At 60.1% G+C, this 15,947-nt stretch carries 17 protein-coding genes; 6 read left to right on the plus strand and 11 right to left on the minus strand.

Going from position 1 to position 15,947, the window contains the following annotated elements:
• The first annotated feature begins 167 nt into the window (after positions 1–167).
• Genes PY650_RS27570 through PY650_RS27580 form a run of 3 tightly spaced genes read left to right on the plus strand, consistent with a single transcriptional unit; the run spans position 168 to position 3,897 of the window.
• Positions 168–1,406 (plus strand): urate hydroxylase PuuD, encoded by a 1,239-nt coding sequence (locus PY650_RS27570; RefSeq protein WP_285882825.1) that lies wholly within the window; start codon positions 168–170, stop codon positions 1,404–1,406.
• A complete protein-coding gene (gene guaD, locus PY650_RS27575; protein ID WP_285882827.1) occupies positions 1,403–2,710 on the plus strand; it encodes a guanine deaminase in 1,308 nt (435 codons plus the stop codon). Before PY650_RS27570 ends, guaD begins: the two co-directional genes overlap by 4 nt.
• Before the next feature lie 47 nt (positions 2,711–2,757).
• The gene (locus tag PY650_RS27580) at positions 2,758–3,897 is read left to right on the plus strand and encodes an alpha-hydroxy acid oxidase (protein ID WP_285882829.1); all 1,140 of its coding nucleotides are present in this window, start codon (positions 2,758–2,760) and stop codon (positions 3,895–3,897) included.
• Here the strand turns inward: PY650_RS27580 and PY650_RS27585 are convergent.
• From PY650_RS27585 to PY650_RS27625, 9 genes are all read right to left on the minus strand, one after another.
• Complete coding sequence (locus PY650_RS27585) at positions 3,894–4,634, minus strand: metallophosphoesterase family protein (protein ID WP_285882831.1); 741 nt, start codon at positions 4,632–4,634, stop codon at positions 3,894–3,896. The two genes, PY650_RS27580 and PY650_RS27585, sit on opposite strands and share 4 nt — an antisense overlap.
• 3 nt (positions 4,635–4,637) lie before the next feature.
• On the minus strand, positions 4,638–4,994 hold the full coding sequence (gene uraH, locus PY650_RS27590) for a hydroxyisourate hydrolase (protein ID WP_285882833.1): 357 nt from the start codon (positions 4,992–4,994) through the stop codon (positions 4,638–4,640).
• Complete coding sequence (locus PY650_RS27595; protein ID WP_285882835.1) at positions 4,991–5,491, minus strand: ureidoglycolate lyase; 501 nt, start codon at positions 5,489–5,491, stop codon at positions 4,991–4,993. The genes uraH and PY650_RS27595 overlap by 4 nt, the downstream gene beginning before the upstream one ends.
• A gap of 5 nt (positions 5,492–5,496) precedes the next feature.
• A complete protein-coding gene (locus PY650_RS27600) occupies positions 5,497–5,859 on the minus strand; it encodes a HepT-like ribonuclease domain-containing protein (RefSeq protein WP_285882837.1) in 363 nt (120 codons plus the stop codon).
• 3 nt (positions 5,860–5,862) lie between these two features.
• Complete coding sequence (locus PY650_RS27605) at positions 5,863–6,006, minus strand: hypothetical protein (protein WP_285882839.1); 144 nt, start codon at positions 6,004–6,006, stop codon at positions 5,863–5,865.
• Positions 6,007–6,504: a 2-oxo-4-hydroxy-4-carboxy-5-ureidoimidazoline decarboxylase gene (uraD, locus tag PY650_RS27610; protein WP_285882841.1), complete on the minus strand. Its 498-nt coding sequence runs from the start codon at positions 6,502–6,504 to the stop codon at positions 6,007–6,009.
• Positions 6,505–7,431: an allantoinase PuuE gene (gene puuE, locus PY650_RS27615; protein WP_285882857.1), complete on the minus strand. Its 927-nt coding sequence runs from the start codon at positions 7,429–7,431 to the stop codon at positions 6,505–6,507.
• Positions 7,432–7,524: 93 nt separating this feature from the next.
• Positions 7,525–8,232 (minus strand): DUF1045 domain-containing protein, encoded by a 708-nt coding sequence (locus PY650_RS27620; RefSeq protein ID WP_285882843.1) that lies wholly within the window; start codon positions 8,230–8,232, stop codon positions 7,525–7,527.
• Between the two features lie 106 nt (positions 8,233–8,338).
• A complete protein-coding gene (locus PY650_RS27625) occupies positions 8,339–9,523 on the minus strand; it encodes an NAD(P)/FAD-dependent oxidoreductase (RefSeq protein ID WP_285882845.1) in 1,185 nt (394 codons plus the stop codon).
• On the opposite strand from PY650_RS27625, the gene mnmC2 reads away from it, so the two are divergent.
• Positions 9,522–10,256, plus strand: coding sequence for a tRNA (5-methylaminomethyl-2-thiouridine)(34)-methyltransferase MnmC2 (gene mnmC2, locus PY650_RS27630; RefSeq protein WP_285882847.1), 735 nt, complete (start codon positions 9,522–9,524; stop codon positions 10,254–10,256). The two genes, PY650_RS27625 and mnmC2, sit on opposite strands and share 2 nt — an antisense overlap.
• Here the strand turns inward: mnmC2 and PY650_RS27635 are convergent.
• Positions 10,253–13,501 carry a response regulator gene (locus tag PY650_RS27635; protein ID WP_285882849.1) on the minus strand — a complete coding sequence of 1,083 codons (3,249 nt, stop codon included), beginning with the start codon at positions 13,499–13,501 and terminating at the stop codon, positions 10,253–10,255. The two genes, mnmC2 and PY650_RS27635, sit on opposite strands and share 4 nt — an antisense overlap.
• A gap of 214 nt (positions 13,502–13,715) precedes the next feature.
• On the opposite strand from PY650_RS27635, the gene PY650_RS27640 reads away from it, so the two are divergent.
• The gene (locus tag PY650_RS27640; protein ID WP_285882851.1) at positions 13,716–15,302 is read left to right on the plus strand and encodes a trimethylamine methyltransferase family protein; all 1,587 of its coding nucleotides are present in this window, start codon (positions 13,716–13,718) and stop codon (positions 15,300–15,302) included.
• A 148-nt stretch (positions 15,303–15,450) separates the two neighbouring features.
• The gene (locus tag PY650_RS27645; RefSeq protein ID WP_285882853.1) at positions 15,451–15,759 is read left to right on the plus strand and encodes a hypothetical protein; all 309 of its coding nucleotides are present in this window, start codon (positions 15,451–15,453) and stop codon (positions 15,757–15,759) included.
• Here PY650_RS27645 and PY650_RS27650 read toward each other — a convergent pair.
• The coding region (locus PY650_RS27650) for a hypothetical protein (protein WP_285882855.1) at positions 15,756–15,947 on the minus strand (192 nt) is incomplete at its 5' end. The two genes, PY650_RS27645 and PY650_RS27650, sit on opposite strands and share 4 nt — an antisense overlap.

Below are 15,947 nucleotides of genomic sequence, written 5' to 3' on the forward strand. Positions count from 1 at the left end.
TCGAAATTTTGATCTATGTCGAAGTTGGCGCTCGACAAGAGCGGCGGCATATCGGTCACGGAACTGTGTGATCCCACCACGAAAAGCACTTCCCCGATCAAACTCCCCTTCCCTCTGCGCCCAACATTTTGCAAGGTGTCGAGTCGGAGAAAGAAAAGGGGAACTGAATGTATGAATATGCCATTGCGTGGGAGTGGCTGGCTTTCGCTGCCCGCTGGTTCCATGTCGTAACCGCAATTGCGTGGATCGGTTCGTCCTTCTACTTCATTGCACTCGATCTCGGGCTGGTGAAGCGTCCGCATCTTCCGCCCGGCGCCTATGGCGAGGAATGGCAGGTGCATGGCGGCGGTTTCTATCACATCCAGAAATATCTGGTGGCCCCAGCCACGATGCCGGAACATCTGACCTGGTTCAAATATGAGAGCTATTTCACCTGGCTCTCCGGCTTCCTGATGCTCTGCATCGTCTATTACGGCGGTGCCAATCTCTTCCTCATCGACCGGCACGTGCTCGACGTCAGCGTTCCCGTCGCCATCCTGATATCGCTTGCCTCCCTGGCCGGCGGCTGGATCGTCTACGACCTGCTCTGCAAGTCGCCGCTCGGCAGCAATACCTGGGGACTGATGGCAGTACTTTATGTCGTCCTCGTCTTCATGGCCTGGGGTTACACGCATCTGTTCACCGGGCGCGCTGCCTTTCTGCATCTCGGCGCCTTCACCGCGACGATCATGTCGGCCAATGTCTTCATGATCATCATTCCCAACCAGAAAATCGTTGTCGCCGATCTGATCGCCGGACGCACACCGGACCCGGAATATGGGCGCATCGCCAAGCAGCGCTCGTTGCACAACAACTATCTGACGCTGCCCGTCATCTTCTTCATGCTGTCGAACCACTATCCGCTGGCCTTCGGCACTGCTTTTAACTGGATCATCGCGGCGTTGGTGTTCCTGATGGGCGTCACCATCCGCCATTGGTTCAACACGACCCATGCCCGCAAGGGCCGCCCCACTTGGACTTGGATCGTCACCTTCGTCCTCTTCATTCTCGTCATATGGCTTTCGACCGTGCCGAAGATGCTCACCGGCGAGAAGGAGGCCAACGCCGTCGCACCCGCCTTCCAGCAGTTCGCATCGGACGCCCACTTCCCGGCGGTGAAGCAGATGATCTCGACACGCTGTTCGATGTGCCATGCCGCCGAGCCGGCTTTTGAAGGCATTGCGCGTCCACCAAAGGATGTGATGCTGGAAAACGACGCAGAAATCGCTATGCATGCCCGCGAGATCTATATTCAGGCAGGCCGCAGCCACGCCATGCCTCCCGGCAATGTCACCGAGGTAACGCCGGAGGAGCGCAAGCTGCTGGTCGCCTGGTTCGAAAGCTCCGTCGGAGAAAAAGACCAATGACAACCCTTTTGCGCGGCCGCCTGCTCTCCTTCAAGCGCGCGCCGCAGAGCCTGAGTGATACGGACTGCTATTTTTATGAGCACGACGGCGGCCTTTTGATCGAAAATGGTATCATCGCTGCTGCCGGTCCCTATACCGACGTCAAGGCAAGAGCGCCCGCACACGTCGCCGAGATCGACCACCGGCCACATCTGATCTTGCCGGGCTTCATCGACATGCATCTACATTTCCCGCAAATGCAGGTCATCGCCTCCTATGCCGCGGACCTTCTCGAATGGCTGAACACCTATACCTTCCCCGAGGAATGCCGCTTCGTCGAAAGCGCCCATGCTGAGCGCATCGCCACCCACTTTTACGACGAGCTCATCCGCCACGGCACGACGACGGCGGTTGCCTATTGCTCCGTGCACAAGACCTCCGCCGACGCCTTCTTTTCGGAAGCCATGCGTCGCAACATGCGCATGGTCGGCGGTAAGGTGATGATGGATCGAAACGCCCCGCAGGGCCTGCTCGACACACCGCAGATGGGCTATGACGAGACGCGCCAGGTGATCGCGGATTGGCACGGCAAAGGCCGCAACCATGTCGCCATCACCCCACGCTTCGCCATCACCTCGACACCGGAGCAGATGGAGACTGCGGCCGCCCTTGCTCGCGAATTCCCGGATCTTCACATCCAGACGCACCTCTCCGAAAACCACGACGAGATTAAATTCACCGGCGAACTCTATCCGGATGCGATCGACTACACCGATATATACGCCCGTTACGGCTTGCTCGGCCGCAAGAGCCTGTTCGGCCACGCGATCCATCTTTCCGACCGTGAAGCCGACGCCATGAGCGAAGCTGGAGCCGTCGCCGTTCACTGTCCGACCTCCAACCTTTTCCTCGGCTCCGGCCTCTTTCCGCTAAAAGCGCTCGCTCGCCGCCAAAAGCCTGTGCGCATCGGCGTCGCTACCGATATCGGCGGCGGCTCCAGCTATTCGATGCTGCGCACGATGGACGAGGCCTACAAGATCCAGCAGCTGCTCGGCGAACGCCTGAATCCGCTGGAAAGCTATTACTACATGACGCTCGGTAACGCCGAGGCTCTATCGCTCGCCGACAAAATCGGTACCCTCGATCCTGGCACGGAGGCCGACCTTGTGATCCTCGACCCCGCCGCGACGCCAGCCATGGCACTGAAGATGGAGGTGGTGAACAACTTGGCCGAGGAGTTGTTCCTGCTGCAAACCATGGGGGACGATCGGGCGATCGTCGAGACCTATGTGGCCGGGAAGGCCATGAAATCGATCCTTCAGTAAGGCCAACCGAACCCGCCCTAACATAATCATCGAAAAGGCACAGAGCCATGACCGCGCCGCTTACCATTGCCGAACTGAAGAAGCTCGCCAAGCGGCGCGTCCCGAAGATGTTCTTCGAATATGCCGATTCCGGTTCGTGGACCGAATCCACGTACAACGCGAATGAAGCGGATTTCAAAAAGATCAAACTGCGCCAACGCGTCCTCGTCGACATGGCCAACCGCTCTTTGGAAACGCGCATGGTCGGCCAAAAAGTGTCGATGCCGGTGGCACTGGCTCCGACCGGGCTGACGGGCATGCAGCATGCCGACGGTGAAATGCTGGCCGCGCGCGCGGCGGAGGAATTCGGCATTCCCTTCACGCTGTCGACCATGAGCATCTGCTCGATCGAGGACGTTGCGTCGGTGACGAAAAAACCCTTCTGGTTCCAGCTTTACGTCATGAAAGATCGCGACTTCGTCATAGACCTGATCAATCGCGCAAAAGCCGCGAAGTGTTCGGCCTTGGTGCTGACCGCCGACCTGCAGATCCTTGGCCAGCGGCACAACGATTTGCGCAATGGCCTGACGGCACCGCCGAAACTCATCCCGAAACACATGTGGCAGGTGGCGATGCGGCCGCGTTGGTGCCTGGACATGATGCGGACCAAGCGGCGCTCCTTCGGCAATGTCATCGGCCATGCCAGAAACGTTACCAGCCTGGCGTCACTGGCGGGCTGGACCCATGAGCAATTCGATCCCAAGCTTTCCTGGAGCGATGTCGGCTGGATCAAGGAACGCTGGGGCGGGCCGCTGATCATCAAGGGCATTCTCGATGTCGAAGACGCCAAGGCCGCCGTCGATACCGGCGCGGACGCGATCATCGTTTCCAATCACGGCGGCCGCCAGCTCGACGGCGCCCCCTCTTCCATCAGCGTGCTGGCGAAGATCGTCGACGCCGTCGGCGACAAGATCGAAGTGCACGTCGACGGCGGTATCCGCTCCGGCCAAGATGTGTTGAAGGCCGTAGCGCTTGGCGCCAAAGGCACCTTCATCGGCCGTCCCTTCCTCTATGGCCTTGGCGCCATGGGCAAGGACGGTGTAACGCGGGCGCTGGAAATCATCCGCAACGAACTGGACATCTCCATGGCGCTCTGCGGAAAGCGGGATATCAAGACGGTGAACCGGGAGATCATCGCCGAGGTTTAGCGCAGCCATCCCGTCGCCAGCCCGCTCGCCCAATCGGCGCGGCCGGCACGCTGAGCTAATCCCGCCATTGCTCGATGATCGTAGGACACCTGTCGGAATTGCGGCAGCCATATGCCATCCACCTTTTCCAGAACGGCATAGGAGGCGAAGGGATGGCCGGCCTCGACCTTGTGATAATGGGGCCGATCGTCATCATAGGCGGGGCAGCCGACACTGCCGGGGTTGACGATCAGCCGCCCATCATTGAGGCGGACCATGCGCGGGACATGGCTATGGCCGCATAGCATGAGCGGAAAACCGATACCGACGGCCAGCGCCTCTATCTCCTCGATCGGCTTCAGGTAAATGTGGCCTTGCGGTGAAACGGCCTCGAGCCAATAGGTGTGATCGTCCTTGGGCGTCGCGTGGCAAAGGTAGGCTTCGCCCCTATAGACGGTGCTGAAGGGCAAGGTCCGCAGCCAATCGATGTGGTGTGGGGACAATTCTTTATGCGCGGCGCGGTCCGAGGCATGCATGTCTCCTGGCGCTTGTTCGATCAGGTGGCGATCGTGGTTGCCGCGAACCGTTACGGCATCGAGCGCGACCAGGATTTCGGCCGTCTCCTGCGCTGTCAGCGGCCCGCTAAAGCAATCGCCGAGATTGACAATGTCGATGATGCCCTGGGCTTTTATATCCGCAAGCACCGCCTCCAGCGCCAAGTGATTGCCATGCACATCCGCAATTGCCGCTAGGCGCAATTCTCAACTCCCGCGATAGGTGGAATAGCCATAGGGCGACAACAGCAGCGGCACGTGGTAGTGCGCCGTCGTGTCGGCGATGCCGAAACGGATCGGCACGAGATCGAGGAACGGCGGCTCCGGCAGCTTGGCCCCGGTTCTACTGAGATAATCGCCGGCCCGGAACAGCAATTCATAGGTGCCGGCGACAAAACTGTCGCCGACCAGTATCGGCCCACTGTCGATGCGTCCGTCCGAATTGGTCGTGACCGTCTTCAGATGCTTACGCGTCTCGCCCTCGATCTTGAAGACATCGATCGCCAGGCCTTCGGCCGGTTTGCCGAGGGCAGTGTCGAGCACATGGGTGGTCAATCCGGTCATAGGGCAGGCGCTCCGATGATGAAGGGGGTGTCGAAGAAGAATTCCACCAGGTTGTTGCCCGGCCCGTCACGATCGACAACGAGAAAGTCGCTCGGCTGATCGAGGGTCATCAACGGGTAGTGCCAGACACTGCGGTGGTAGTTCACACCTTGGTCACCGCGCGCCAGAAAAACCCGCGGCGTGCCTGGCTTACCGTCCTCATCCTTCGAAACGATGACAAGATACTGCCGATCGTTCAGCGGCACGAAACACTGGCTGCCGAGGGGATGGCGCTCCATCATCTCGACCGCGTATGGAAAGGCCCGCGGCTGGCCGCGAAACAGGTTGATGATCACGCGCGCTTCGTCCCCCGCCGCCTCGGCACTGGCAAGAGCATGAAACCGCTCCGTCGTACCGCCATTGATCAGCTTCACCGTCGCCGGGTCCGCTTCGATGACATCGCCAAAAGGCGCAAACGCGGCCTTTGTAAGAGGGAAGATATCGAGAGTCTGGGTCATGGTCGTCACTCCCCCTCCGCCCGCCAGCGGCGAATGGATTCGAGCTGCGTGAGCAATTCGGGGATCGCATGCCCGACAGTCGTCCAGACGTCCTCGACGTTTGCCGCGATCCCGTCGGATAGCAGGCGCTTGCTCATTGTTTGCATCTCATTCCAATCTAGATCCGGATGGTCCGGCCCGAATTCCGGATAGTCATGCAGCAATTGGGCAGCCGCCGCACCAATGACACAGAGGCTGTATGCGACGGCATATTGAGTACGATCATCGGCCAGGAACGATGCCCTTTCGATCCCTCGAACAAAATGACACGCTTCGGTCGCCGCCCTCTGCATCTGATCCAGGTAATGGATGGGGCCTCTACCGGTCATGTCTTAGGCCTTGTTCCCGAAAAGCCTCAGTCGCATGACGCCGCCCTCCGGATCCATGGCAAAACGCACATGCTCGAGACGGGCGGACGCAAGACTGATGGCACCGAGGGCGAAGGATGGGAGGCTAGTATCGGCGTTGTCGGTCATTCAAGACTCCGCAAGCATGGATTGCAGGCGCAGCAGGGCGATCCTCTCCACCTGTGCCGTTGCCGTCGCAAATTCCGCGTCCCGGTCATTGCCGATCCGCGTTTCGAAGGCGGTGAGGATGTCGTCTTTGCCGAGCCCCTTGACCGCAAAAATAAAAGGAAAGCCGAATTTCGTCACGTAAGCCGTGTTGAGCTCGGTGAAGCGAGAGTGCTCAGAAGGTGTCAGCCGGTCAAGTCCTGCACCCGCCTGCTCCTTTCGGCTGTCCTCGGTGAGCTTGCCCGCAATTGCCAGCCGGCCGGCGAGGTCGGGATGCGCCCGCAAAACGCCAAGCCGCTCGTCAACGCTGGCCGCGCGGAAAATAGCAACCAAAGCGCCATGTACGCCGCCTGACGTCAACGGTTCGACAATGTCGCCGGCATCATAGGCGCGTTCGGCAATGAACGCAGAGTGCTCGAAGACGCCGCCGAAGCGGGTCACAAAATCGTCGCGCGATATCATTCAGGGCGTACCTGCAGGAAGGTGATGTTGGTACCAGTGATTGGCGATTTCGATGCGCCTGGGTATCCAGACCTTGTCGTGCTTCAGCACATAGTCGATGAAGCGCCTCAGCGCTGCCGCGCGGCCCGGCCGGCCGACCAGACGGCAATGCAGGCCGACAGACATCATCTTCGGGCTACCCTCCTTGCCCTCTTCATAGAGCGTGTCGAAGGCATCCTTCAGATAGGTGAAGAACTGATCGCCGGAATTGAAGCCTTGCGGCGTGGCGAACCGCATATCATTGGTCTCGAGCGTATAGGGAATGATGAGGAAGGGTTTGCCCTCGGGACCATCGACCCAATAGGGCAGATCGTCAGCATAGGAATCCGACGAATAGAGGAAACCGCCCTCCTCCATCACCAAGCGCAACGTATTATCGGAAGGTTTTCCCTGATACATGCCGTAGGGACGTTCACCGGTCAGCTCTTTATGCAGGCGGACGGCTTCGAGGATATGCTTGCGCTCCAGATCCTCGGAGAAGTCCTTATATTCCAGCCAACGATAGCCGTGGCTCGCGATCTCCCAACCTGCTTCCTTCATGGCGGCGACCGCTTCCTGATTGCGTGCCATGGCAAGCGTCACGCCATAGACGGTCGCCTGCACCTTGAGCTCGGTGAACATGCGCCACAACCGCCAGAAACCGGCGCGCGAACCATATTCATAGATCGATTCCATGTTGAGATTGCGCTGATTTGGCCAGGCTGCCGCACCTACGATTTCCGACAGCAGATTCTCGGATGCGGGATCGCCGTCAAGAATACTGCTTTCCCCGCCCTCTTCGTAATTGATCACGAACTGCACCGCGACACGGGCATCGCCAGGCCATTTCGGATCGGGCGTATGGCGGCCATAGCCGACGAGATTGCGAGGATAAGTATCGGACATCAGAGCACCTTCTCAACTACGTGACGACGGTAGCATCCATGGCCGGAAAGTCGAGACGGAAAGTGCGATACCCGCTTTCCTTTCACCTGCAAGCAATTAGGCGATCTTGCGAGCGCTGACTTTGCCCATCGGATGGAGGGAGTGAACTCGGAACGGCCCGCCGGTACCTTCTTCCGTCATCAGCGCGATGTTGGACACCGGCACTGGCTCGGCAAGCGCCGGCTCGAAGATATCGCGCAATACCCGCTCCATGCGCGTCAGATCGGCGGGACTGACCGTGCCCGTCAGCATCATCTGGAAGCGGAACTCATCCATGACGTGCGGATGGCCCCAGCGGTGCAGATTGGCAAACTGCGCCGCCGACAGGTTATCCGGATCGCTGCGCTCGATTTCGGCCTCCGTCAGCGGTGCCCGATAGTGGTCGAAGGCCTGAACCAGCGACGCCGCGAGGAAATGCATTTGCTGACAAGGGTTCGACGGCACCAGGCCGAATGTCCCACCAAGGCGCGCGACTTCCAGCCGCGGAATCTCAAATGGCGTCACCGTACCGGAAAAGCGCATGAGATCGCGCAGCAGCGACGCCTCGGACATATCCTCGGCCAGTCGAAATGGAGCTTTCAAAATGCCGTTGAAGCCATAGCGGCGCGGCACCGCGGTATGGAAGGCGATTTCATGGATACCAAGTCCGCGAATGGCGGGCGGATCGAGCATTTCGCCGGAATAGACATTGCGTCCAAGCCAGTTTGCGGCCACGAGCGTCAGCGGATCGCTCGCAGACGGCGTGAAGCAAATGGCGTAGCGCATAAAATCTCCTCCAGAGCGCGATAAACCGGCTGATCCAACCGGCTGCTGACAGGCAAGGAGATAGGTGATTTGCGTGACAGATTGACGACCTGAGCGGTGTTTATATTCACGTTTTATGTGATGCTACCGCAATGTGGTTCGAAAGCGCGAAACCTTGGGGCAGCTTGAAAGAACAGGGATTTTCGAGCGCCTCCCGAACCGCTACTTCGGCCAGGCGATGGGCCAGACCGAAACTGACTTTGAATCCCCCCGTCAGCGCGATGAGCCGTGGATGGTCCGGATGCGCTCCCACCATGGGGTCCCGATCGATTGCCTTCGGCCGCAAACCAGCCCAACGTTCGACCACTTCGGCATTGGCCAACGCCGGCGCCATGGCCCGCGCAGCGGTGACGAGGTCATTCAGTTTATCATCCGTCGACTGGGGGTCCGCGAAACGGTTCTCGCTCGTGCTGCCGACCGCTACCAACCCACCCTCATGCGGCACGATATAGAGCCCGTCGCGGAAAATCACCGGCAGTGCGGCATCGACGTCGGCTTTCAATAGGGCAGCCTGCCCCTTGACCGGCACGCCGAGGGGCGACCCATGACCGGGCGTCAATCCATCCAGTATCGGAAAGGAGCGATGGCCGGCCGACAGGATACAGCGTCGGAAACCAATTGTGCGCTCCGGGGTCGCCGCGGTGGCGCGATCCGGATCGATGCTCTGGATTTCCACGCCTTCGGAAAGCCGAACATATTTCGCCTTATCGAGAAAGCCAACCAGAAGCCTCAGCAAGGCCCGAGGTGCAACGCGAGCGGCGAGCGTGTCGAAAACAATGCCGCTTTCGCCGGCGGCCGGATCGATCCAGTCGCTTGTCGGGGCAGCGTCGAGCACATGCCAATGAAATCGCCGCTCGCCGTGATGCCAATGCGTTTCGGCATCCTGCGAGTGGCCCAGCGCAATCTTGCGCAGATGCGGCTTCGGCAATGGGATCAGCCGACCGGAACGTCGGTATCCGGCGGAAAGACCAGTGGCCGCTTCCAGAGCCGCGATCTCATGCTCCAGGGATACGAGCGCATCGAATTGAAACTGCTTCTTGTCTGACCATTTGTCCGGCATATGCGGCATCAGCGCGCCAAGCAGGCCACCGCTTGCCCCCTGCCCCATCCGACCGGCATCGATCAGCAACGCCTCGACTCCCAGGCGCTCCGCGTGCACCGCCGCCCAAAGGCCCATAATGCCGCCGCCGACGATCAGCAGTTCGACGGACGATTGACCGGCAAGCCCCGGAGGATTATCGGCTCTTCCCATGATAGATCCAGTTTCCGATCAAACGCCCGCGGCGAAGACCAATGCGGCAAGCCAAGCGCTGGAATGGCGCGAGGGCGATATGCCCTATTCGACCGCATTTGGCGACCATTTTTATTGCCAGACCGACGGCCGGCTGGAATGCGGCCATGTCTTCCTCGCTGGCAACCGCCTGCCCGAGCGATGGAATGAACAACAGAGCTTCCTTTTGGGCGAGCTCGGCTTCGGCACCGGCCTGAATTTTTGCGAAACCTGGCGGCAATGGCGCCAGCATCGCAAGCGGAATTCACAACTCCATTTCATGTCCTTCGAGCTTTACCCGATGCGCGCCGAGGAGATCGATCGCGCACTGTCGCACTGGCCTGAAATCGACGGCGAACGTCAGTCGCTTGTCGCTGTATGGCCCAAAGAACCGCGAGGCATCATCACGCTCGCGCTCGACGCCCAAACGCGCCTCAGTGTCGTCTGCGGCCCGGCGCTTGAGGGCGTGAGCCAAGCAGCAGCGGGCTTCGACGCCTGGTATCTCGACGGCTTCGCCCCTTCCCGAAACGCCGATATGTGGTCGCCGGAACTCATGCAGCGTCTCCACGACAAGACAGTCGCCGGCGGCACTTTCGCCACCTACGCCGCCGCCGGCTTCGTGCGCCGCAACCTGCAGGCGGCGGGCTTCACCGTCGAACGACGCAAGGGGTTTGCGGGAAAACGTGAAATGCTGTGCGGCGTTAGGCAGGCTTAGTTTGTGGAACGCTCTTTCCCGAGCGCCGCATCGCCGAGCCAGCGGCGGGCCTTGGCTTCTAGAAGCTCCGGGCTGATCGGCTTGGACATATAGTCATCCATGCCCGCTTCCAAGCACATGTCGCGATCGACATCGAGGGCATGCGCGGTGACCCCGACGATCGGTACGTGCCAGCCCTGCCCGGCGTCTGCTTCCAATTGCCGGATCATACGCGTCGCCTGATGGCCGTTCATGATCGGCATGGAGACATCCATCATGATCAGCGACGGCCGAAGCTTCTGCCAGGCCTCCACTGCCTCCTGGCCGTTCTGAACCACGAGAAAGCGCAGGCCCGTGACCTGCAAAATCTGCGTGAAGACGATTTGATTGACCTCGTTGTCTTCGGCGACGAGGATATCGATAGCACTGACCGGTTTCGCCACCCCGCGTTCGACGGCCTCGATAGCGGCCACTGCTTCGGCAGCAACCGGCAACTGCGGTGAGGCTGTGGGCTCGTCGCTGCTCATCGCCTGGCGCCGCGCCTTACGCACGATATCGATGATGGTGCTGCGCAGCACATTGGCACGCGTGGGTTTCATCAGATGCGCCTGGCCATTCAACGCCGCGAATTCCTTGTCGTTGGAGGCGACGTCCATGGATGTCAGGAAGATCAGCGACACGCCGTTGAAGCGGGGTTCTGCGCGGATGGCGCGCGCGACGTCATCGCCGTTCATCTCCGGCATGTGATAGTCCAGGATCACGGCATCGACCGGCACGCCCATATCGAAAGCGGCATTCAGGATCGCGAGCCCCGTCTTGCCGTCCTCGGCGGCGTAGCCGTCAAAACCCCATTGCTCCAATTGCTCGGTCAATATCCGCCTGTTGATCTCGTTGTCATCGACGACCAGGATACCGGCGCCCTTGACATTGACCGGCACCACACGGGGTTCGCTGCGCGTGGCCGCCTGCGACACGGGCAGATGCACGGTGAAGACCGAGCCCTTGCCCCATACGCTTTCGACTTCGAGATAGCCGCCGAAGAGATCGACCAGTCCGGCAGTGATGGCGAGGCCGAGACCGGTGCCTTCATGGCGGCGCGTCGAAGAAGCGTCGACCTGCGAAAACTTCTCGAAAATGGAATCGAGCTTCTCGTCCGCAATACCGATGCCGGTGTCCTCGATACGGAGCGACAGCATGATTTCACCATTGTCGATCGGCTGGCTGTTCAAATCGACCAGCACGTGGCCGCGCTCGGTGAATTTGACCGCATTGCCGACAAGGTTCGTGACGATTTGGCGGAAGCGGCCGGCGTCTGCGAGCACCATGGCCGGCACATCGGGCGCCGTGCGCACCAACAACTCGATATCCTTTTCCGCCGCCGGCGACGACAGGAGCGTCGCGACATCCTCCACCGCCTCCGCGGGATCGAAGGCTGCCTTGCGCAGACGCATCTTCCCGGCGTCGATTTTCGAGAAATCCAGGATGTCGTTGATGATCGTCAACAGCGCATTGCCCGACTTGACGATGATATCGATGAAAGTCTTCTGCCGGGCGTCGAGATCGGTCTTGGCCAGAAGTTCCGCCATTCCGAGAACGCCATTCATAGGCGTACGGATTTCATGGCTCATATTGGCGAGGAATTCGGACTTGGCGCGATCGGCGGTTTCGCTGCGCGAAAGCAGCAGTTGCAACTCGGCCTCGCGCTCCTTCATCTCGGTCACGTCGGTCAGCACTACGGTCCAACGGCGGCTCTCGCTGATCGTCGCTTCGAGCTGCATCCAGCGCTCGCCGGCGACCTGGAACACCGCCGAGACCGGCTTGTTGGCCGCCATGCTTTCGCGCCAGGAGAGCCGGAGCGCCTCCGGCTCGTCACCAAAGTCGCCACGCGCGGCGCAATGATCAAAGGCGATGGACCAATGCTTGCCGACCTCGAGATAATCTGGGGGAACGCGCAGCATATCCGTCAATGCATCGCTTGCCAGCATGATGATGCCGTCCTGGACGATGAGCAGTCCCTGCGACATGGCATGCGTGGCGTCCGTCATCAGCTCGCCAAGATGCTCGAGCGCCAGGCGCGCCTCGCTGATCTCGCGAGCTTGTTGGCGCACGGAAGAGATGTCGGCATAGGCGACCAGGGTGCGGCCGTTCGAAATTCGGCGAGCATCCATGATGACAGATTTGCCGTCGGCAAAATTCATCTCGGTCTGGAAATGCGGCCCGGCATGGCGCAACGCCTCCACGCGCGCCTGATAGATATCGTCGATACTGCCGGCGTCGGCGTCGTAGCGGCCGAGCTCGAAATGCTTGGCGACGAGATCGCGATAAGTCAGGCCTTCAAAGTGTTCGTGCTTCGGGAAATCCCAGATGTCGTAAAAGGCATCGTTGGTGTATTCCACCACGTAATTGCTGTCATGGATCATGACGCCGATCGGCATCGAGCGCAGGATGTTCTCCAGATCCTGATGCAAGGCCTCGGCGCGCGCCTGGGCCTCGATCAGCTCGGTCTCGCGCAGCTTCAGCACGGAAATATCAGTCATGGACCCGACGATGTAGCGCGTGCCGTCCGAGGCTACGACGCGGTTGACGCGCGTCATGATCGGATGCGTCATATGCAACCGATCGACCACCTCGCCTTCAAATTCGAGCCCGCGCCCTTCATTCAGCACCTGCTCGTTTTGGGTAAAGAAATCGTCGGCACCGGTTTCGAACATCTCATGTTCGGTCTTGCCCAGCACCTCGGCGCGGCTCAGCCCGGTGATGGCTGCATAGGCTTCATTGGAATAGATCAGCCGATGGCTGGCATCGCGCACGAAGGTGGCAACCGGCAAGTCCTCGAGAATGGTGCGGTAAACGCCGATCTCATCGACGTGACTGCCCAAAATATCGTCCTCTTTTGGAGCTGAGGAAGGCATGACCGGCGCATCGAGAAACATTCCGAAGACGTAGAGCCGGTCTTGCGAGGGCGAAAAACTTTCAATCTGCACTCGCGAACGGCTACGGCCCGTCGGGTCAAAGCAAAGCGCCATCTCCTCGGAGCCGAAAACCAACGCTCGGCGCTCCTTGTCTTCGCGGTCGACCTCTTCGCCGCTGTCGAAAAGATCGCGGCTGCGACTGCCGATGAAATCGGAGATATCGCGCCCAAAAAAGCGCGCATAGGCTTCGTTGACGGCGACATAGCGCAGATCGCTATTCTTGACATAGGCCGGCTGGTCCAGATCGGCGATCCGGCGGCAAGCCATCTCCAACAGTTCACCGTCCGAGTTCAACAGGACCCCACTTCTCACCGCCCCATGAAAGATTACTGAACCCAAGCTTATCACGAATCGCTTTAACAAGGCGTTAACCATATTGCCAGCGCATTGAACGTCGCGTTCAGGCTACTGACTATCCCAGAACAGTCACTCCTAGGTCGCAAACGACGGCAGCATGCGATGCGGAACTCTGCCAAGAATCCTATCAAGACAATGGTGGAGCGAGAGCATGAGCGACGATAGAAACATGGCCCAGCACGAGGCCGACACTGCTACCATCCCGGTCGAGCGCCGCCGCCGGGTCGGAGGCCGCGGGGCCGAGCGAAGCCGCAAGCCGAGTGGCGCGAAATATCTCAATCTCGTCAACAACCTCGCCCGCACCGAGCTTCTGTCGCCAGAGGCACTCGACGACATTCATGAGGCGTCGCTGACCATTCTCGAAGAAATCGGCATGGACATCATCCTGCCGGAAGCGCGCGAGCGCATGAAGGCTGCCGGCGCCGTCGTCACGCCCGGCACAGAGCGTGTCCGCTTTGACCGAGGCATGATCACGGAACTGATCGCCTCCGTCCCTTCGACCTTCACACTGCATGCCCGCAATCCGCTGAGAAACGTTCAGATCGGCGGCAGGAATCTCGTCTTTGCCCAGGTTGCCTCGGCGCCATTCGTCGCGGATCGCGAGGGTGGCAGGCGGGCCGGCAATCAGGAGGACTTCCGCAAGCTGATCAAGCTTGCCCAATCCTACGACATCATACACATGACCGGCGGCTACCCCGTCGAACCTGTCGACATCCACGCCTCGGTGCGACATCTCGATTGCCTCTCCGACATCGTCAAGCTTACCGACAAGGCGTTTCATTGCTACTCGCTCGGCAAGCAGCGCAATCTCGACGCTATCGAGATCGCCCGCATCGGCCGCGGCATCAGCATGGAAGAGATGGAGCGCGAGCCGTCGCTTTTCACCATCATCAACTCCTCCTCCCCGCTGCGCCTCGACGGGCCGATGCTGCAGGGCATCATCGAGATGTCGTCACGGGGTCAGGTGGTGATCGTCACGCCCTTCACCTTGGCGGGCGCCATGGCGCCGGTGACTATCGCCGGAGCGCTGGTGCAGCAGAATGCCGAGGCGCTGTGCGGCATCGCCTTTACACAAATGGTTCGCAAGGGCGCGCCGGTCATGTATGGCGGCTTCACTTCAAATGTCGACATGAAGACGGGAGCGCCCGCCTTCGGCACACCGGAATATATGAAGGCCGTGATTGCGGGCGGCCAGCTCGCCCGCCGCTATGGCATCCCCTACCGCACCTCCAACACCAATGCCTCCAATACACTGGATGCCCAGGCAGCCTATGAATCGGCGCTATCGCTCTGGGCGCTGACCCAAGGCGGCGGCAATTTCGTGCTGCATGCCGCCGGCTGGAGCGAGGGCGGGCTGACTGCGTCGTTCGAAAAATTCATCCTAGATGTCGACATGCTGCAAATGGTCGCCGAGTTCCTGACACCATTGGATGTCAGCCAGGACGCGCTGGCGCTCGACGCCGTGCGCGATGTTGGCCCCGGCGGCCACTATTTCGGCACGGCGCACACTCTCGCCCGTTACGAGACCGCCTTCTATTCGCCGATCCTGTCGGACTGGCGCAACCACGAGACCTGGACCGAAGCCGGCCGGCCGACGACCTATGATCACGCCAACCGCATCTTCAAGGAAACGCTCGTCCATTACGAGCGTCCTCCGCTTGATCCGGCAATCGAGGAAGAGCTCGACGCCTTCGTCGCCAAGCGCAAGAAGGAAGGCGGCGTTCCGACGGATTTCTAGAGTGAAATCAACCAGTTTTTGCTATTTACTATGAACAAAATTTAATGTAGCGGCCCTGTTTTTGGCCGCGACTTCGCCCCCTTTTCCAAGGAACTTCAAACCCGGCTTCGGCTGGGAGGCCTCTGCTCTTTTTGGGAAAGGGATGTCAATGTCTGTGCTTCGCACTTTAACGACGGCCGGTTTGATCGCGCTGACGCTTGGCGGCGCCGCCGCGGTAACCACCACCACTGCCGGCGCCTCCGAGCGCGGCGCCTTCTTCGGCGGGCTTGCCGCCGGTGTCGTCGGCGGCGCTTTGGCGGCTGAGGCGGTACGACCGGCCTATCCGGTCTATCCGGCTTATTATCCGGCCTACCGAAGCTATTACGCTCCGGCCTATGTACGCGCCTATCCCAGCTGCTTTTGGGCATGGCGCCATGACGGTTGGGGCCGGCCCTACCGCGTCGAGGTCTGCCGCTAAATCCTGATAACACCGCAAGGTGCCGAAAGTTTGCGAATGCCGCCGGCTTTCCGGCGGCGTTTTTGTTGCACGTGCGAATAAGCTTTCGCCAGGGGAATCGCATTTGAAAAAAGGTGTGGCGGTTTGATGTGATATGGATTCTTTAGGGAGCTCTGTTTTGGAGCTTTCTGATGGTTTCGCTTATTACG

The organism is Martinezella calliandrae (assembly GCF_030272695.1).
Lineage (GTDB): Bacteria > Pseudomonadota > Alphaproteobacteria > Rhizobiales > Rhizobiaceae > Rhizobium > Rhizobium calliandrae.